At 65.3% G+C, this 18,571-nt stretch carries 14 protein-coding genes; 11 read left to right on the top strand and 3 right to left on the bottom strand.

Features of this window, described 5'->3' with window-relative positions; genetic code table 11:
* Nucleotides 1-51: 51 nt before the first annotated feature.
* Entirely contained in the window at nucleotides 52-1,488 is a 1,437-nt protein-coding gene (locus VNN77_14410; GenBank protein HXG52585.1) for a UbiD family decarboxylase, read from the bottom strand.
* A 216-nt stretch (nucleotides 1,489-1,704) separates the two neighbouring features.
* Here VNN77_14410 and VNN77_14415 point away from each other — a divergent pair, with 216 nt between their 5' ends.
* The 10 genes from VNN77_14415 to VNN77_14460 all read left to right on the top strand — a co-directional run bounded on the left by VNN77_14415 (nucleotide 1,705) and on the right by VNN77_14460 (nucleotide 15,387).
* The gene (locus VNN77_14415) at nucleotides 1,705-2,703 is read left to right on the top strand and encodes an LLM class flavin-dependent oxidoreductase (GenBank protein ID HXG52586.1); all 999 of its coding nucleotides are present in this window, start codon (nucleotides 1,705-1,707) and stop codon (nucleotides 2,701-2,703) included.
* Between the two features lie 43 nt (nucleotides 2,704-2,746).
* Nucleotides 2,747-4,093, top strand: a complete 1,347-nt coding sequence (locus VNN77_14420) for a UbiD family decarboxylase (protein HXG52587.1) — start codon at nucleotides 2,747-2,749, stop codon at nucleotides 4,091-4,093.
* 120 nt (nucleotides 4,094-4,213) lie between these two features.
* Nucleotides 4,214-5,092 (top strand): xanthine dehydrogenase family protein subunit M, encoded by an 879-nt coding sequence (locus VNN77_14425; protein HXG52588.1) that lies wholly within the window; start codon nucleotides 4,214-4,216, stop codon nucleotides 5,090-5,092.
* Between the two features lie 29 nt (nucleotides 5,093-5,121).
* Complete coding sequence (locus VNN77_14430; GenBank protein ID HXG52589.1) at nucleotides 5,122-5,583, top strand: (2Fe-2S)-binding protein; 462 nt, start codon at nucleotides 5,122-5,124, stop codon at nucleotides 5,581-5,583.
* 13 nt (nucleotides 5,584-5,596) lie between these two features.
* A complete protein-coding gene (locus tag VNN77_14435) occupies nucleotides 5,597-7,903 on the top strand; it encodes a molybdopterin cofactor-binding domain-containing protein (GenBank protein ID HXG52590.1) in 2,307 nt (768 codons plus the stop codon).
* A 19-nt stretch (nucleotides 7,904-7,922) separates the two neighbouring features.
* Nucleotides 7,923-8,393 carry a tetratricopeptide repeat protein gene (locus VNN77_14440; GenBank protein ID HXG52591.1) on the top strand — a complete coding sequence of 157 codons (471 nt, stop codon included), beginning with the start codon at nucleotides 7,923-7,925 and terminating at the stop codon, nucleotides 8,391-8,393.
* 33 nt (nucleotides 8,394-8,426) lie between these two features.
* Nucleotides 8,427-9,200, top strand: coding sequence for a cyclase family protein (locus tag VNN77_14445; GenBank protein HXG52592.1), 774 nt, complete (start codon nucleotides 8,427-8,429; stop codon nucleotides 9,198-9,200).
* A gap of 437 nt (nucleotides 9,201-9,637) precedes the next feature.
* Nucleotides 9,638-10,864, top strand: coding sequence for a TolC family protein (locus tag VNN77_14450; GenBank protein HXG52593.1), 1,227 nt, complete (start codon nucleotides 9,638-9,640; stop codon nucleotides 10,862-10,864).
* A 75-nt stretch (nucleotides 10,865-10,939) separates the two neighbouring features.
* Entirely contained in the window at nucleotides 10,940-12,148 is a 1,209-nt protein-coding gene (locus VNN77_14455) for an efflux RND transporter periplasmic adaptor subunit (GenBank protein HXG52594.1), read from the top strand.
* On the top strand, nucleotides 12,145-15,387 hold the full coding sequence (locus tag VNN77_14460) for an efflux RND transporter permease subunit (protein HXG52595.1): 3,243 nt from the start codon (nucleotides 12,145-12,147) through the stop codon (nucleotides 15,385-15,387). The genes VNN77_14455 and VNN77_14460 overlap by 4 nt, the downstream gene beginning before the upstream one ends.
* Nucleotides 15,388-15,401: 14 nt before the next feature.
* Here VNN77_14460 and bamD read toward each other — a convergent pair whose 3' ends face one another.
* A complete protein-coding gene (gene bamD / locus VNN77_14465; protein HXG52596.1) occupies nucleotides 15,402-17,291 on the bottom strand; it encodes an outer membrane protein assembly factor BamD in 1,890 nt (629 codons plus the stop codon).
* A gap of 202 nt (nucleotides 17,292-17,493) precedes the next feature.
* Nucleotides 17,494-18,042 carry a hypothetical protein gene (locus tag VNN77_14470; protein HXG52597.1) on the bottom strand — a complete coding sequence of 183 codons (549 nt, stop codon included), beginning with the start codon at nucleotides 18,040-18,042 and terminating at the stop codon, nucleotides 17,494-17,496.
* 307 nt (nucleotides 18,043-18,349) lie between these two features.
* Between VNN77_14470 and VNN77_14475 the strand changes: the two genes are divergently transcribed.
* On the top strand, nucleotides 18,350-18,571 hold a 222-nt coding region (locus VNN77_14475), incomplete at its 3' end, for a hypothetical protein (protein HXG52598.1).

Below are 18,571 nucleotides of genomic sequence, written 5' to 3' on the forward strand. Positions count from 1 at the left end.
CCTCACAGACGGCGGCCGTCGGACGGCCGCTCGTCCGCGCCGCCGTGAAGCTCAGCCGCGCCCGGTCAGCACGCGGCGGTCCTTCCCGGGCTCGTACGGCCGCGCGTCCCGGGCAAGATCGACGCGCGACAGAACTTCCGCGGGCGCCCCGGCTTCCTTGGGGAAGTCGTAGGGCGGCAACGGCTTGGTGGCGTCGAAGATCAGCTTGGTTTCCATCGGCCCCTTCTGCAGCCGATCGTGCCCGTAGGCCGTCGGGTTCAGGTGCGAGCCGATGATGTTCGGGATGATCACCAGATCGCGATCGGCCTGGAAGCGCATGGCGAGCGCCCACAGGACCTGAGTCTCGTTGAACACGTCGATGTCGTCGTCGACGACGATGACGTGCTTGATGTTGGGGTCGGTCACGAACGCCGCCAGGGCGGCCTGTTTGGGCTCGCCCTCGGCGCGCTTCTTGAGCGAGATGTAGCAGTGGGCGCGCGCGGCCCCTGAGATCGGCATGTTGACGCCCGTCAGGCTGGGAACCGCCTCCTGAACCCGACGGAACAGGCTTCCGAGACGCGGCGCCGCGCCGATGATGTTGTGCTCGAAGTGGGCGCTGTGAATGCTCTGGTAAATAGGGTTCTTGCGCATCGTGATCGCCGTGACCTCGATATAGGGCTGCTCGCCTTCCTTGTAGTAGTAGTGCGGCCACTCGCCGAACGGCCCCTCGTAGTGCCTCTTGTGCGGGGGCACTACTCCCTCGATCACGATCTCCGAGCGGGCCGGCACCATGAGGGCGACGGTTTCGGCCTTGACGACCTCGAGCGGCTCTCCCAGAAAGGCGCCCGCCACCTCCAGCTCCTGCCCCACGCCCGCCTGCTTGCTCACTGCTGCCATGGCGAGCGCCGGGTGATGGCCGATCGCCAGCGCCACCTCCATCGGCTCGCCGTGATCTTCGTATTCGGCCCGGACGTAGTTGCCGTGGTTGGCGGGGTTGATCATCAAGCCGAGCTGGCGGCGACCCTGCTTCTGGTGGCGATAAATGCCGACGTTCACCGCGCCGGTCCGCCGCTGCCTGCAGATCATCGCCGCTGCGTTGATGTACTTGCCGGCGTCTCCTTCGTTGTGGACCAGGATCGGAAAGAGGTCGAGATCGGCGTCCTTTCCCCGCAGGACAACTTGCTTGACGGGAGCCTCGCTCGCCGGAATCTCTCTGACCGGCAGCGGCTGGCGCTCGCGCTCCGCGAGATCGCGCACCATCTGCGGCACGCTGGGAGAACCCAGGGCGAGCGCCAGCCGCTCGTAGGTCGCTCCCAAATTGATCACCAGGGGGAAGCCCGATCCCTTGATGCGCTTGAAGAAAACCAGCGGGAATCGGTTTTCGCGCTCGAACTTCTCCACGATGGCGCAGACCTCGTGCTCGGGGTCGACCTCCCGGTCGACGACGAAGATGTCCTGCGGCCGTCGCTCCGCCAGCTCGTCCAGAAAGCTTCTGAGGTCCTTGGGCATGTGCTCGCTCCTCTGTTTTGCAGAGCCGCTTCGATTCCCGCCCGCCGCCTACGACGGCCTAACCATAGCGCGAACGAGGTCACGGCTGTCAAGGGCGAAGTAGAGCCCGCTCCAGCGGGAATCTGCACCGCTCGGAGCCGGCATCCGCGTCCAGGTCGCTTCGGTCTTTTCCGCGCTTGACAGCCCCGGCGCCAAGCGCGATAGGAGTAAAACGCGATGCGCAACCTTCCGGTCCGATGGGGGCTCAGCCTGCCGAACCGCGGGGTCCTTTTCGGCCTCGCCGGCATCGACACGCTTCTCGAGGCGGCGGCACTCGCCGAGCGGTCCGGCGTCTTCGATTCGGTGTGGTTCGGCGACAGCTTCCTCCACAAGCCGAGAATCGAATCGATCGTCATGCTGAGCGCCGCGGCGGCGCGGACGATTCGGGTGCGGCTGGGAGTGATCTGTATGGCGAGCTTTCCGGTGCGCCATCCGGTGGCGCTCGCGATCCAGTGGGCGAGCCTCGACCAGCTTTCGAAGGGCAGGACGATTCTCGGGGTTTGCATCGGCGGCGGCCACGAAGGCGAGATGAGGGCGTTTGGCGCGCGCGCCGACGAGCGGGTCGGCAGGTTGACCGAGGGGATCCGGCTGCTTCGGCGCCTTTGGAACAACGAGGAGGTTTTTCACCGGGGCAAATACTACACCCTCGAGGGATGCCGCATCGCGCCGCAGCCGGTTCAGAAGCCCTGCCCGATCTGGATCGCGGTGACGCCGGATCGCAAACGGGTCGGCGACCGCGGCGTCGAGATCGCAATGAAGCGGGTGGCGACGCTCGCCGACGGTTTCATCACCATGGCGGTACCGGCCGACGAATTGCGCGCCCGGCTGGAGCTGATCGAAAGGTTCGCCGCCGAGCAGGGCAGGGATCTCGGCGCCTTCGAGGTCGCGATCCATGGCATGGTGAACATCAACGACGATCGCCGCGCCGCCCGCGCGGAATCGCAGAGCTATTTCGACCGCTACTACGGCCCGGGCTATCCTCCGGAGGAGCTCCTGCGGATCTGGCTGGCGCACGGGCCGCCGGAAGAGTGCGCCCGCATGATCCAGGGGTGGATCGAGATGGGAATCACCACCCCGGTGCTGCGCTTCACCTCGCCGAACCAGATCGGGCAGGTCGAGCGCTTCATGACCGACGTGCTGCCTCTGCTGCGGTTGAAGTCGCAGCCGTTTCGTTGATATGAACGATGCAGCGCCGGCGATCGCGCCGCGGGGACGGCCAGTGTTCGAAGACCTGAGAGCGTACCTCGATCATCTGGAAACCCGGGGGCAGCTGCTCCGGGTCAAGGAGCCGGTCGACGTCAAGTACGAAATCGCCGCCGGGGTGCGCAAGACTTCCGACATCGGCGGGCCGGCCCTGCTTTTCGAGAACGTCAAGGGGTTCCCGGGCTGGCGGGTCCTGGGCGGGCTCTTCGCCACGCGCAGGCTGGTCGCGCTGGGACTGGGCGTGGCGGAAAACGAGCTGCTCGAGCGCTACCTTGCGCTCGAGGAAAAAAGGATCCCGCCGGAAATCGCCAGGACGGGCCCGGTCAAGGAGATCCGCTGGAGCGGGGATCAGATCGACCTCGCCAGGCTTCCGGTCGTCACCCACGCGGGCAAGGATTGCGGCCCCTACATCACCATCGGCGTGCAGGTCGGCAAAGACCCGCATACCGGGGTGCGCAACCTTTCCATCCACCGCATGCTGGTCCTCGGAAAAGACCGGCTTTCGCTCTGGGCTCCCCCCGACCACCATCTCGGGCGCATGATCCTGATGGCGGAAGAACAGGGGCGCGGCCTGGAGGTGGCGACGGCGATCGGCGTCGAGCCGGCGATCGTCATCGGCTCGCAGGCCAAGGTACCCTACGGGATCGACGAGTACCATATCGCGGGCGGGCTGCGCGGCGCGCCGGTGGAGCTGGTGCGTTGCGAGACGATCGATGTCGAGGTTCCGGCGCGCGCCGAAATCGTCATCGAGGGCGTCACGGTTCCGGGGGAGCGCGTCGCCGACGGCCCCTACGGCGAATACCCGGGCTGCTACAGCGAGGCGAAGCAGGCGCCGGTGCTGAAGGTCACGGCGATCACGATGCGCGAGCAACCGATCTATCAGACCGCGCTCACGGGAATGCCGGTGACGGAGAACCACACGCTGATCGAGTACGCCAACGCGGCGGTGGTCTACCGGGAAGCGAAAAAGATCGTCCCGGAGGTGCGGGCCGTCCACATGACGCCCGGCGGGACCTTTCGCCACCACGCGGTGGTCTCGATCAAGAAGCGCAGCCAGGAAGAGGGGCGCAACCTGATTCTGGCGCTGCTGGCTCTCGGCATCGGGCTGAAGCAGGTGACGGTCGTGGACGACGACATCGACGTCGCCAATCCGCTCGAGGTCGAATGGGCGCTCAGCACGCGGATGCAGCCGGACAGGGACATCATCGTCGTTCCCCGGATCGCCTGCTCGACCCTCGATCCGTCCGTCCCGGCGCCGCGCGTTACCGCCGCGTGGGGGATCGACGCGACCGCGCCGCTTGCCGACCGCTGGCGCTTCGAGAAGGTCGAGATTCCCGGGGTGGACAGGGTGAAATATATTTGACTTCAAGCGCTCGTCGTTCGAGGTGACGATCGTTCGAGCCCTTCAGCCGCCGTCGCTTCGTGCAAACGGTTCCCCTCCGGAGCCCGAAATCCAGGGGGCGCAGCCGGCTCGAGAGAAGCCGTGAGAAGCTTCGATTATCTGGAACCAGGCAGCGTCGAAGAAGCCTGCGGGCTGCTTCGCCAGCACCGCGGCGAAGCCAGGGTTTACGCCGGCGGCGCTCACCTCACGATCTTGATGAAGCAGGGCCTTTATCGGCCCAGGGTCTTGGTGAACATCAAAAAGATCGCCGGCCTGAGGGAGATCCGGTTCGACGCTGAGAGCGGGCTGGTGATCGGAGCGCTGGTGACGCATCGCGAAATCGAGACCTCGGCGGTCGTGCGGCGCCATTTTCCCGTGCTCGCCGAGGCCGAGAGGGAAGTCGCCAACATCCGGGTGCGTAACGTCGGGACCGTCGGAGGCAATCTCGCCTCGGGGGAGCCTCTGACCGATCTCTCCCAGATCTTCATCGCGCTGGAAGGCCGGGTCGAGATCGCGGGGCCCGGCGGGATGCGGGCGATCCCGGTCGAGGAGCTGTTCGTCGACTTCTACCAGACGAGCCTGCAAGAGGACGAGATCCTCACGAAAGTGGTGCTGCCTCCGCCGCCCGCCCGCTCGGGCGTTTGCTACGTTCGTTTTTCCAGCAGCTCGGTCGTGGACAAGCCCTCGGTGGGGGTCGCGGTCCGCATCCGGCTGCAAGCCGACCGGGACGCCTGCGCGGACGCGCGCGTGGTGCTCGGTTGCGTCGGCCCGGTTCCGTCGCGGGCGCGCGGGGCGGAGGCGCTCCTGGCCGGAAAGGAATTCAGCCAGGAGCTGGCGGAGCGGGCGGGCGAGGCCGCGTCCCGGGAATGCAGCCCCGTCGGCGATCTCCGGGGCTCCGAAGAATACAAGCGCGCCATGGTGCGCACGCTCGTCCGAAGGGCGGCGGCGAAAGCCTGGGAGCAGGCTCTCGGGGCTGCGTGAGCGCGGCCGCCGCCAGGCCGGGAAGCGAGATGAAAAAGACCATCGCCGTCAAGGTGAACGGGATCGAACGGAGCGCCGAGGTCGAGCCGCGGACGACGCTGCTCGAGCTGGTGCGGGAGCGGTTCTCGCTCACCGGCGCCAAGCTGGGATGCGACATTCAGGTGTGCGGCGCCTGCACGGTGCTGCTGGACGGCAAGGCGGTGAGCGCCTGCTCGGTTCTCGCCGTCGACGCCGACGGCGGGGAGCTGCTCACGATCGAAGGGCTGGCGGGTGAAGGCGGCCTGCACCCGCTCCAGCGGGCGTTCATGGAGCACGGCGCGCTGCAGTGCGGCTACTGCACGCCGGGATTCATTCTTACGGCCAAGGCGCTGCTCGACGAGCAGCCGCGCCCGACCGATCAGGAGATTCGGGACTACCTCGCGGGAAATTTCTGCCGCTGCGGCTGCTACCGGGAGATCCTGCAGGCGGTCAGGAGCGCGGCGGGCCGGTAGCCACGAGAACACGATGGAACCGCCGGAAATCGGGAAAAGCTTTCGCCGTCTCGATTACGAAACCAAGGTCACGGGACAGGCCCGCTACCTGGCGGACATGACCGTGGCGGGGATGTGCCACGGGAAAATACTGCGCAGCCCCCTGCCCCACGCGCGCATCCGGCGCATCGACGCCGCGCGCGCCCGCAGCCATCCCGGGGTGGTGGCGGTGCTGACGCGCGACGATATCGCCCACGACGAGGGGATCGAGCCCTATTACGGGCCGGTCTTCAAGGATCAGACCATCGTGGCGGTGGAAAAGGTCCGCCACGTCGGCGACCCGGTGGCCGCCGTCGCCGCGGTGAGCGAGGACGCGGCCGAGGAGGCGCTCGGCCTGATCGACGTGGAGTACGAGGAGCTTCCCGCAGTGCTCGACGTCCGCGAGGCGCTGCGGCCGGGCGCCGTGCTCGTCCACGAGTCGATCCGTATTCCCGAGTCGGGGTTCGCCGATCTCGCCGAGATCCGGCCCGTGGCGGGAACCAACGTCTGCACGCACTTCAAGCTGGAGCAGGGCGACGTCGAGCGGGGCTTCGCGGAGTCGGACCGGATCTTCGAAGACGTTTTCACCCTGCCCGCCACCCAGCACGCCTTTCTGGAAACCCACGCCTGCATCGCTTCGGTGGAGCCGGGGGGCCGGATCACGGTCTGGGCGACCACGCAGAATCCGTTCGTCGTGCGCACGCAGCTGGCGGGCATCTTCAAGGTTCCGGTCTCTCGCGTCCGGGTGATCGTGCCCTATCTCGGCGGCGGCTACGGGGGCAAGGTCTATCCCAAGGTCGAGCCGATCACGGTTGCTCTGGCGCTCAAGGCGGGCCGCCCGGTGCGGGTGCTTTTGTCGCGCGAAGAGGTGTTCTACACGATCACGAAGCACGGCGCCGCCATCCGCATGAAGACGGGGGTGAAGAACGACGGAACGCTGGTGGCGCGGGAGTGCGAGATCCACCTCGATACCGGGGCCTACGCCGAGATCGGGCCTCGGGTCGCCAAGAAGTCCGGTTACACGGCGGCCGGGCCCTATCGAATTCCGAACCTGAGGATCGACTCCTACTCGGTCTACACCAACAAGCCGCCCGCCGGAGCCTTCCGGGGGTTCGGGGTCTCGCAGTCCGCCTGGGCGGTCGAGTCGCAGATGGATATCATCGCTGCGGCGCTCGGGATCGATCCCCGGGAGATCCGGCGCAAGAACGGCTACGAGGAGGGAGACCGGTTCGTGACCGGGGAAACGCTGCGGAGCATCGGGCTTCGCCCGTGCGTCGACGCGGCGGCGCAGGCGGTCGGCTGGGACGAGCCGCGCCAGGCGCAGGCGGGACCGCTGCGGCGGGGCAGGGGTCTCGCCTGCATGATCAAGGCGACAATCACCCCCTCGATCTCCTCGGCGGTCGTCAAGCTCAACGAGGACGGAAGCCTGTCGATCTACGCGGGAACGGTCGAAATGGGGCAGGGCTCGGAGACGGTTCTGGCGCAGATCGCGGGGGCGGAGCTGGGAATTCCGCTCGAGAAGGTCCAGGTGCTCGGCGTCGATACCGACGTGGTGCCCTATGACCTCACCACCTCGTCGAGCCGCTCGACATTCCACATGGGAAAGGCGGTGCAGCTCGCGGCCCGGGACGTTCTCGCCCAGCTTGAGCGCGCGGTGGTGGAGGAATACGGCGTCCCGCCGGAGCAGGTCCGCTTCGACGGCGGAAAGATCCGGGCCGCGGAGACCGTGCTCGAGTACGCCGACGTGATGTTCAAGCGCTTCGGCATGCGCGGCGGGACGCTCGTCGGGCGGGGCGAGGTCAGGACCTCGGTCAAGGACGAGCGCGGCGAAAAGAGCACCTCCGCATTCTGGTTCCTGGCGGCCGGCGCCGCGGAGGTCGAGGTGGACGTGGAGACCGGAAAGGTGCGGCTGCTCAAGTACGCCACCGCGGTCGACGTGGGCAGGGCGCTCAATCCGCTCGGCTGCCGCCAGCAGCTTGCGGGAGCCGCGATCACCGGCATCGGCCAGGCGCTGTTCGAGGAGATCGCCTACGATAACGGCCAGCTCGTCAATCCGAATCTGGTCGACTACGTGCTGCCGTCGCTCGCGGACATGCCCGCGGAACTGGAAACGGTCTGCGTCGAGACGCCGCATCCCAACGGGCCGTTCGGCGCGAAAGGCATCGGGGAAAGCGCTCTGATTCCGGTCGCTCCGGCGGTGGCCAACGCGGTCTTCGACGCCGTCGGGGTGCGCATCAAGGATCTGCCGATCAAAGCGGAGAAGATCTTCTTCGCCCTGCAGGCGGGTGAGCAGCCGGGGTAAGGCCATAAAGCAAGAAGGGATGAGGAGGACCTCGGTCAACCTGGCGACGGCCCGGCTGAACACGGCCGCGGCGGCCGCTTGCTTTTTTTTCGCGGCCTGGCTGGCGGGCTGCAACTCCGAGATTCTCGAAAAGCAGGCGGAGCAGATCCGACAGCAGGAGATCGAGATCGCCCGGCAGCGCGAAGAGATTCAAAAACTGCTCGCAGCGCAGGAGGCCGAGGAGCGGAAGAGGCGCGACTGCTCGCGCGCGTTCACCGACTATTTCGAAAAGGCGCAGGCGGCCGCCGATCGCGACAAGGCGATCGCCCTTTACCGCGAGGGTTTGGCGCTCTGCCCCGATGACGAGGTGGCGCACTACGAGCTGGGCAGGACACTGGCCGAAGCGGGCCGCTATCGGGAAGCAGAAAAAGAGCTGGAGGCGGCCCTCAGGATCAATCCCGGCTTCACCGACGCGAGAAGGCAGCTGGACGCCGTGAGGGGCAGCCGCTAGCGCCGCCCCGAAACGCGTCCGTCGGAGGGACCCATGAGACTGGCGGTCGTTGTCGCGCTCGGGTGCTTGTTGTCGGCGGCCACGGCTCGCGCGATCGACGAGCGCAAAATCGTCGATCTCACGTACGGCTTCGGCGAGAAGACACTGCACTGGCCGACGGCGAAGCCGTTCAGGCTGGAGCGGGTAGCGGAGGGGCGCACGCCGCAGGGGTTCTGGTACGCCTCCTACGACTACTCCGGCTCGGAGCACGCCGGGACGCACCTCGATGCGCCGTTTCACTTCGCGGAGGGGCGATGGACGACCGGGCAGATCCCGCTGGGGAGGCTGATCGGGCCGGGCGCCGTGCTCGATGTGCGGGCCAAGACCGAAAAGGACCCGGACTACCTCGTGACCGCAGCCGACGTTCGTTCCTGGGAAAAGCGACACGGCCGCCTGCCTGAAGGAGCGATCCTGTTGATCCGGACGGGCTGGGGGCGGTATTGGGGCGACCGCGAGCGCTACTTCGGATCGAAGGAGCCGGGAGACGCCGCGGGGCTTCATTTTCCGGGACTCGGCAGGGAAGCGGCCGAGCTTCTCGTGCGCGAACGGAGGATCAAAGCGGTGGGGATCGACACGCCGAGCATCGATCACGGCCCCTCGCGCGATTTCGCCGTTCATCGAGTCCTCGGTCAGGCCAACGTTCCGATCTTCGAAAACGTGGCGTCGCTGGAGCGGCTCCCCGCGCGAGGCGCGACCATTTTCGCCATCCCCATGAAGATCGAAGGAGGGAGCGGCGCCCCGCTCAGGATCTTCGCCGTGCTGCCGTGACGCGCCCTCGTTCATTGTCCCTCCGCCGCAAAGAGGGAACCTCCCGCGTCGATGGCGCGCGTCCTTAGACGGACGCGCGGAACATGCCGACCGCGAAGCAGACCAAGGTCGCGAAGGGATGGTGTCTTCTTTTGCCGAAACCATTCCTTTCGTTCCTTCGATCCCGATCTCTTCGTGGTGTAGGACCCGCCCTGACCTCGGCTCTGCCGAAGCCGCGATGGCTTCTCTGCGCGAAGCACCGCCGTCGCGATTTCGCATTGACGTCGGCTGGACTATAATCTGCGGGCCACGAGCAAGGAGGGTTTTTTATGACGTGTCGGCGCAACCGGTTAGACTTGCAGCCAGGAAGGCTCCGTTGCCGATGGATCGTGCTCGCCGTCGCGCTTGCCGCGGGCGCGGCCCGGGCGGCGGATGTCCCGACTCAGCCCGCGGTGCAGATGGATTTGTCCAGGCAGGCGCAGCCCGCCGGCGTGTTGACGCTCGACGAGGCGCTGCAGATCGCCTACGACCACCATCCGGCGATCAAGGCGGCGCGCGAGCGTATCGCGGCACAGGAGGCGGTCCTCGGCCAGCAGCTGGCCGCTTACTACCCGACGCTCAGCCTGAGCAACCAGTACGAAACCAGCCAGGGCGCCACGGAGTCTCGCGCCACCGAGTCGTACGCCAGCCTCGGCAATCTCAGCATGACGCTCTACAATTTCGGCAAGCGCGAGGGGGCGGTGCAGGCGGCGCGCGAAACGCGCGCGGCGACGCTGCACAACTACCGCACGGCCGTCGACAGCGTGGTTTTCGGGGTGAAGCAGGCCTATTTCAACTATCTTGGCTTGCGCGCCATCGTCCGCGTGCGCGAAGAGACCGTCAGGAGCCGGGAATTGCTGGTGCGCCAGGCGCGCGGCTTTTACGACGTGGGGACGCGTCCCCGGATCGACGTCGTGCGCGCGGAGTCCAACCTGTACAACGCCCAGGCGGACCTGATCACGGCGCAAAACGCGGTCAAGGTCGCCTGGGTGACGCTCAAGAACGCGCTGGGCGTGCGCGAGCTGGCGGAGCGGCCGCTCGTGGAGGACGTGACCATGACGCCGATCCCGTTCACGCTCGAGCAGGCCCGGGAGCTCGCCTATGCCTCGCGCCCGGAGCTGAAAAGCTTCGAAGCCCAGCGGCGCGCTCAGGACCAGAACCTCGCGACCGCGCGCCGCGGCCACCTTCCGGATCTCGTTTTCGACGCGAGCTACGGTCGCAGGCATTCGAGCGACAACGGCAGGAACACGTTTCCCCTGCAGCCCGCGTGGTCGGTTCAGCTGAGCTTCAACATTCCGATCTTCGACGGCTTTCGCACGACGTACCGCGTCGAGGAAACGCTGCGCAACTATCACGTGATCGTCTCGCAGGAGGAGCAGCAAAAACAGCAAGTTGCTCTGGAAGTCGAGCAGAGCTATCTTAGACTCGTCGAGCTGGCGGAGCGGATCAAGGCGAACGAGGCGGCGGCGCTGGCGGCCAAGGAAAACCTGGATCTGGCCAACGGCCGCTACCAGGTCGGGGTCGGCTCGATCATCGAGGTGACCGACGCGCAGACGCTTTACACCGACGCCCAGACGAACTATGTTCGGACGCTCTATGAATACAAGATCGCCGAAGCCCAGCTCGCTCGAGCCATCGGCCAGTAACGCCGTCGCCCGGCGGAGCACGCCCGAGGGGCGCCTTGCCGGGAGCGGACGGGCAAGTCGCGAGGCGGCCCCGCTATGAGGCGGTCTCTCTGGATCGCGGCGCTGCTTCTCGTGGTCGGCGGCTTTGCCGGGTTCCAGCAGTTTTCGGGCTGGTCGCTGACCAAATCCCAGCCCAGGAGCGGAAACCAGGACGGGGCCCCCGGAAGGCGGGGTTCCGGGGCGCGCTCGCGGGAAGCGATCCCGGTTCTGGCCGCCATCGCGGTCCGCAAGCCGGTGCCGGTTCAGATCCGGGCCGTCGGCAACGTCGAAGCGTACGCCACCGTCGCCGTCAAGAGCCAGGTGACCGGCGTCCTCACCAAGGCGCATTTCACGGAGGGGCAAAGCGTCCGGAAAGGACAGTTGCTGTTCGTGATCGATCCCCGCCCCTTCGAGGCCGCCCTCAAGCAGGCGGAAGCGGCGCTGGCGCGCGATATGGCCCAGCTGCACAACGCCCGCGAGCAGGCGCGGCGATATGCCGAGCTGGTAAAAAAGCAGTACGTCTCCCAGGAACAATACGATCAGATCCGCGCCAACGCGGACGCCGCGGAGGCGGTCGTGCAGGCGGACCAGGCCGCGGTCGAGAACGCCAAAGTCCAGCTCAGCTACTGCTACATCTACGCGCCGATCGACGGGCAGCTCGGCAGTCTCCTGGTCCACGAGGGCAATCTGGTCCGCGTCAACGACGGGACCCCGCTGGTCATCATCAATCAGGTGGCGCCGGTGAACGTGACGTTTTCCGTTCCCGAGCAGCACCTGATCCCGATCCGCCGCGGCATGGCGGCGGGGAAACTCGCGGTGGAGGCCCGGTTTCCGGCGGACGGCGGGAGGCCGGAACGGGGAGTGCTGGTGTTCGTGGACAACGCGGTCGACCGCACGACCGGCACGGTCAAGCTCAAGGCCGAGTTCAAGAACGCCGAGCGGCGGCTCTGGCCCGGCCAGTTCGTCGACGTCGCGCTCATCCTCGGTATCGAGAGTGACGCGATCGTGCTGCCGTCCGAAGCGATTCAGGCGGGGCCGGAAGGGCAGCACGTCTTCGTCATCAAGCCGGACAAGACCGTCGAGGTCCGGCGCGTGACCGTCGAGCGTACTCAGGAGGGCGAGTCGGTGATCGGGGAGGGGGTGCGGGCCGGAGAGACGGTGGTCCGCGAAGGACAATTTCTCCTCGGTCCCGGATCGCGGGTGGAGATCAAGACGCTGACGGGCGGGCGGGGCGGCGCCAGGGGGGAGCAGGGCAACCCATCGTGAACATGTCGGGGCTTTTCATCCGCCGGCCGGTCACCACCACGCTGGTGATGCTCGGCATCCTCATTTTCGGGGCGATGGGCTACCGGTCGCTGCCGGTGAGCGATCTCCCGACCGTGGATTTTCCGACGATCACGGTGACCGCGAACCTGCCCGGCGCCAGCCCGGAGACGATGGCGTCGGCGGTGGCGACGCCGCTCGAAAAGAACTTCTCGACGATCGCCGGGCTCGATTCCATGAGCTCGACGAGCACTCTGGGGCGCACCCAGATCACGCTTCAGTTCAACTTGAGCCGCAACATCGACGCGGCCGCGCAGGACGTCCAGTCGATGATCGCGCGATCGGCGCGCGATCTGCCGCAGAACATGCCCAACCCCCCCTCGTATCGAAAGGTCAACCCGGCCAATCTCTCCATTCTGCTCTTGGCCCTCACGTCGGAAACGCTGCCGCTCTGGCAGGTCAACGAATTCGCGGAAACCATCCTCGCTCAGCGCATCTCGATGGTGAGCGGCGTGGCGCAGGTCGACGTCTTCGGCTCGCAGAAATACGCCGTCCGCATCCAGCTGGATCCCGCCCGGCTCGCCGCCCGCCAGATCGGCATCGACGACGTCGTGAGCGCGGTGCAGCGCGGCAACGTCGACCTGCCGGTGGGAACGCTCGATGCTCCCACCCGGGCGTATACCCTGGTGTCGGACGCGCAGCTCACCAACGCGGAGGCGTACGGCCCGATGGTCGTCACCTACCGCAACGGCGCGCCGGTCCGCATTCGCGACCTGGGCCGGGCCGTCGACAGCGTCGAAAACACCAGGGTCGCCAGCTGGTTCAACAACAGGCGCGCGGTTATTCTGGGCGTGCAGCGTCAACCGGGCGCCAACGTCGTCGAGGTCGTGGATGCCATCAAGGCGATTCTTCCGGGCCTGCGCGCGCAAATCCCGGAATCGGTGAGTCTCGAAGTCTTTTTCGACCGGACGCAGTCGATCCGCGAATCGGTGCACGACGTCCAGCTGACGCTGGCGGGAACCATCGTGCTCGTCGTCCTGGTGATTTTCCTGTTTCTCCGCAACGCCTCGGCCACGATCATCCCGAGCCTCGCCCTGCCGATGTCGATCGTGGGAACCTTCGCGGTCATGTACCTGCTCGGCTACAGCCTCAACAACCTCTCGCTGATGGCGCTCACCCTGGCGGTCGGCTTCGTCGTCGACGACGCGATCGTGGTCCTGGAGAACATCGTGCGCCACGTGGAGGAGGGAGAGCCCCCCTACGAGGCGGCGGTCAACGGCGCGAAGGAGATCGGCTTTACCATCGTTTCGATGACCCTCTCGCTGGTGGCGGCCTTCATCCCGGTGCTGTTCATGACCGGGATGCTCGGAAGGCTGCTGCGGGAGTTCGCGGTGACGATCTGCGTGGCCATCCTCGTCTCGGGGTTCATCTCGCTGAGCCTGACGCCGATGCTCTGCAGCCGCTACCTCAAGCCGGAGAAGGGACGCGGCCACGGGCGGCTCTACGCGTTCCTGGGCCGCTGCCTGGAGGGCATGAATCGCGGCTACGAGGCGAGCCTGCGCTGGGTGATGCGGCACCACGTCACCACCATGGTGACATCGGTTGTGGTGCTGCTCGCCACGATTCACCTGTTCGGGCTGGTGCCCAAAGGATTCATCCCGAGCGAGGACACCGGGCAGATCCTCATCAACACGGAGGGGGCCCAGGGGGTGGCGTTCGAGCAGATGGTTCAGTACCAGCAGGAGCTGGCGGGAATCGTCGGCCGGGACCCGAACGTCGAATCCTTCTTCTCGAGCGTCGGCGTTGGAGGGTCGTCGCTGACGGGGAACACGGGCCGCATCTTCATCAAGCTCAAGCCCAGGTCGGAAAGGCCGGACGTCTGCTCGGGTTTCTGGATCAGGCGCTGCCGGCCCCTTTCCGCGGACGAGATCATCCGGGAGCTCAGGCCGAAGCTGTCGCGCGTCCCGGGCGTCAGGGTCTCGCTGCAGAACCCGCCGGTGATCCGCGTCGGGGGACGCCTCAGCCGCAGCCTCTACCAGTTCACGCTCCAGAGCCCCGATGCCCGGGAGCTCTACCGCCACGCGGCGCTGTTCGAGGAGAGGCTCAAGGCGCTGCCGGAATTGAGGGACGTCGCAAGCGACCTTCAGCTCAAGAATCCCCAGCTGAAGGTCGTGATCGATCGGGACAGGGCCGCGACCATGGGAATCACCGCGCAGGGCATCTCCGCGCGGCAGATCGAGGAGGCGTTCTGGAACGCCTACGCCACCCGCCAGGTCTCCACGATCAACACGCCGAACAACCAGTACCAGGTGATCGTCGAGATCGATCCGAAATTTCAGAAGGATCCCTCGGCCCTCTCCATGCTGTACATCCGCTCGACCACCGGGCAGATCGCTTCCGCGCAGCCGATGATCCCGCTGGGCTCGCTCGCGACCCTGCAGTACTCCGCGGGGCCGCTGTCGGTCAACCACTCGGGCCAGCTTCCGTCGGTGACGTTCTCGTTCAACCTGAGAGAAGGCGTGGCGCTGGGCGACGCCGTCGATCTCGTGAACCGCCTGGCCCGGGAAAACCTCCCGGCCACGATCAACACGAACTTCCAGGGCACCGCGCAGGAGTTCCAGTCGTCGATCAAAAGCCTCTGGCTGCTGCTGGCGCTGGCGGTCTTCGTCGTTTATCTCGTGCTCGGCATCCTCTATGAGAGCTTCATCCACCCCCTGACGATCCTCTCCGGGCTGCCGTCCGCCGGCCTCGGCGCGCTGATCGCGCTCTTCGCGCTCGGCATGGATCTCAGCATCTACGCGTTCGTCGGCCTGATCATGCTCATCGGCATCGTCAAGAAGAACGCGATCATGATGATCGATTTCGCCCTCGAGGGGCAGCGCAACGAAGGCAAGAGCCCGGCGCAGGCCATTTACGAAGGGGCGCTCGTCCGGTTCCGCCCGATCATGATGACCACGATGGCCGCCATCGTGGGAGCGGTACCGATCGCGATCGGGTTGGGCGCCGGCGGCGAGGCGCGCCAGCCGCTGGGCGTTGCCGTCGTCGGCGGTCTCGTCGTCTCGCAGATCCTGACGCTTTACATCACGCCGGTGGTCTACCTGTACCTCGAACAGGCGCAGGGGTGGCTGGTTGCGCTTCCCGGTTGGATTGCAGCACGGCTCGGGGGCTCCCGCGCCCGGGAAGGAAAAACTGCCGTCGCGCCGGAGCTGGCGGTGGACTCTGAACTCAGGAAAGCGCCGTAAGCGGCTCCGAGGCTCTACCAGGCAAACGGATTGAGGGCCTTACCGATGGTTTCCATGTCGGAGCGGAACTGCTCCAGAGCCGATTTGGGCTCATCGTCGCTGGCGGGCAGGGACGTTCTCGCGCCTTTGGCCGGGTTTGTGTCCGTCTCCCGGGGTTGCGAAGGCCCGCGCACGACGAAGCGGGGTATTTCCCGCCCTGCCGGCGCCGCCGGCGCGGTCTCAGCCTGAGGGTCCTTTTTCTCTCCGTCCCCCGAGGCGGCCTTTTCCGGAACGGAAATCTCCGCCGGGTTCAGGAAAAGCGGTCCTTTTTCGATATTGAGCTTGGGCTCGAGCTCGATTTTTTTAGGTACGGGCACTTCCCGCGGGCCTGTGCCCACGTCCGGGGAAGCACCCGCCGCCTTGTCGGGATCCAGTCCGCGCGACTTGAGCTTCTCGTCGATATTGGCAAGGAGGCCGCTGGTGACGGGACTTTCCGAAGGCTGGGCCTTTGCCGTCGTCTTTGCGATGGCGGCCTGAGCCACGGCCGGGTTTTTGAGGGCTTCCGCAATCTCAGGGGGCGGCGGTAACACCGCCGGGTTCTTGCCGGCTTCTTCCAGGCGCCGGTCGATGTTACTCAACAGCTTCGTCGGCTCCACTTTCACTGACTCAGGGGCATCGACCGGGGGCAGATTCGCGGCCGGGGCCTCGAGCGCCGCGGTTTCCGATACCGGGTCAGTGCCCGCCGCTTTCAGGGATCGGTCGATCTGCCCGACCACGTCGCTTTTCGAGCTCACCGCGCTTTCCCCGGGCGCGCTGCGGCCGGAGAAGGGGTTCAGCCATGCGAACCAGCCCGGAGATGCCTCCTTTTCCGCAGCTTTCTTGGCCGTCAACATCTCGATACCGGTCTCCGGTTGCTTGCTTGCCGGTTTGTCGGTTCCCGAAGAGGAAAACGGGTTGATCTTGTCGACGACTCGGCGGAAGAGGCTTTTTTCCGCACCGGGCTCCTCGTAAACGACCTCTTTCTTGGCGACGAGGTTCAGATCCTTGAGCTTGGCGACGGCCGAGTCGGCGCCGTTGCTCGAGGGCTGAGCGGTCGGGCGACGGTCGCGCATCAACAAAAGCGCGAGCGGGTCGTGTCTTTCTTTCTCGATCTGCGCCAGCTGGACCTTCGCTTCACCTGCCCACTGACTTTCAGGATAGTGCTGCAGCAACGCCTCGTAAGCGAGCGTGGCTTTGACCGCGTTCTTCTCCTTGCGGTAGCTTTCGCCGAGATAAAACAGGCTTTTCACCGCGGTCGGCGTATTGGGGTATTTGCGTACAATTTCCTCGAAGCGGTCCACGGCAGCCGGGTATTTTTCCTGTTGAAAGTAAAAAAACGCCACGTTGAACTGGTGCTCGGCCAGGTACTCGACGGCTTTGGCGAGCTTGAGCTTTGCTTCGGCGGCGTACGGCGATCTCGGGTGATCCGCGATGACCTTCTCGAAGTAAGTTTTCGCGATCTCGGTATTCTTCTGGTCCCGGTCAGTCGAGGTAAACTGGTCGAAATGAATCTGTCCGAGCCGGTAAAGCACGAAAGGGATATTTTCGTTCAAGGGGTGCATGCTCTGGAATTCCTTGAACGCGGCGGTCGCTTCGGGGTACTGCTTGTTGAGATAGTAGGCGTCGGCGATCTTGAGCTCGGTCTCGGTGAGGAGCGGGCTGAAGGGGTGCTCGCTTTTGAGCTTTTGCCAGGCATCCAGGGCTCGCACGTAGCGCTTTTCGTTGTAGTAGCGGTTGCCCTCCTGAAAGAGAGCCTCCGCTGTCGGGTCCGGCGGAGGGGGTGACTTGGACCACGGCACCGACGGAAGGGAAATCGACGAGCAACCTGCCGCGAGCGTGGCGAACAGCAACGCGATCGATGCCGATTTCATAACGCTGGGGATCATATACGCCATCGCGACGCAGAGTCAAGGTTAATCCGGGAAGGATTTGGCCCTTCCGGCATCTCCGGCTCGACGACTCCTGCGCGTGTTCTTACGGGGCGGGCCACCTGTTTTTCCTCAACGCGACGCCTGAGTTCTGGCCGCAGCTTGCCTGGGTTCGGCCTCCCGCTGCGGCACAAAGGCGCCGGAGGCGGAATACCAGACGTTATTTCGGCGGCAGAACACGGAACTCGAACTGAACCTGATTGGAGCGAATGACGAAAGGCCAAACCGGGGGAAACGCGAGATAGGCAGCGGTTTCCAGGAAAGAGTAGACAGGGTCTCCCGGGGGCCCTTTGTCGTCATGTACCGTTACAACGTAGTTCCCCGGCGCAAGATCGGGAACGGTAAACTCCAGCCGTTTATCCTCGATCCAGACCAGCTCTTCCGCGGGCACATCTTTCCTGTCTGGACGGGTGGCGGATAGCTTGAGCTGGTAGTAATCCATGCTTCTTCCGCCTATCTCCACCCGCGGCCAGCCGACCAGGTAGCGCATTGAAAGGCCGACGTTGGTTCCGGGCGGGCCTTCCTGAGAGGTGATTTCAAAGATCTGCGGGGCGCATGCCGCCGAGAAAAAAGAAAGGAAGACAAGCAGGGCAATTTGTCGAGTCATGACTCCGGCTCGCGCTGTTCTTCGAAACCACGCGCGCCGGCTTCCATTTTCTTTCGCGCGTGGGAATCCATAATCCCCTGCAATCTCCTGCCTCCACTTCATTCGGAGCGCAGTGTGACAGATTCGCCATTTCTTTCAAGTTGTTACGGCACTCGAGGACTGAATTCACTACTAAAAGTGTCCGGTTTACGGAAGTGCCACTATATCTGGCGCCTGTTGAGCTTCCAAAGAAACTTTCGATTTTTCCCTTGACACATCATAGTTCGATAGTTTAAAAGTCCTATGTCTTTAGTCCTAAAAATAGCGTGCGAAAAGCTCGTACACGCGGGTTATTGACCAAAACAGTAGAACTTTAGACATAGGTCATGCGTTGAAAGAATTGGCAAGCAAACAACAAAGGAGGAAAAGGATGAAAGCCAGACTATTTCCTTTCAGCGCTCTCATCGCGCTGCTCGCTTTATCCTCGCTGGCGGCAGCGCCAGCGAGAGCGCAAGGGGTGGACGACCGGATCAAGGCCCTGGAGCAGGAGCTAGGCCGTCTCAAGGCGGAGCAGATGGAGCTGAAGAAGGAGGCGACGGCGGCGGCGGCGGCGCTGCCGACGTTCACCTACCGGACCGGCTTTTTGGGGATC

It is taken from the genome of Candidatus Zixiibacteriota bacterium, assembly GCA_035574315.1.
Lineage (GTDB): Bacteria > Desulfobacterota > Binatia > UBA9968 > UBA9968 > DATLYW01.

What these genes read in the sequence shown, in the direction of transcription:
- bamD (HXG52596.1), bottom strand. Translation starts at nt 17,291, where the DNA reads ATGATCCCCAGCGTTATGAAATCGGCATCGATCGCGTTGCTGTTCGCC.
- VNN77_14470 (HXG52597.1), bottom strand. Translation starts at nt 18,042, where the DNA reads ATGAAGTGGAGGCAGGAGATTGCAGGGGATTATGGATTCCCACGCGCG.
- VNN77_14445 (HXG52592.1), top strand. Translation starts at nt 8,427, where the DNA reads ATGAGACTGGCGGTCGTTGTCGCGCTCGGGTGCTTGTTGTCGGCGGCC.
- VNN77_14430 (HXG52589.1), top strand. Translation starts at nt 5,122, where the DNA reads ATGAAAAAGACCATCGCCGTCAAGGTGAACGGGATCGAACGGAGCGCC.
- VNN77_14450 (HXG52593.1), top strand. Translation starts at nt 9,638, where the DNA reads ATGGATTTGTCCAGGCAGGCGCAGCCCGCCGGCGTGTTGACGCTCGAC.
- VNN77_14455 (HXG52594.1), top strand. Translation starts at nt 10,940, where the DNA reads ATGAGGCGGTCTCTCTGGATCGCGGCGCTGCTTCTCGTGGTCGGCGGC.
- VNN77_14440 (HXG52591.1), top strand. Translation starts at nt 7,923, where the DNA reads ATGAGGAGGACCTCGGTCAACCTGGCGACGGCCCGGCTGAACACGGCC.
- VNN77_14435 (HXG52590.1), top strand. Translation starts at nt 5,597, where the DNA reads ATGGAACCGCCGGAAATCGGGAAAAGCTTTCGCCGTCTCGATTACGAA.
- VNN77_14415 (HXG52586.1), top strand. Translation starts at nt 1,705, where the DNA reads ATGCGCAACCTTCCGGTCCGATGGGGGCTCAGCCTGCCGAACCGCGGG.
- VNN77_14410 (HXG52585.1), bottom strand. Translation starts at nt 1,488, where the DNA reads ATGCCCAAGGACCTCAGAAGCTTTCTGGACGAGCTGGCGGAGCGACGG.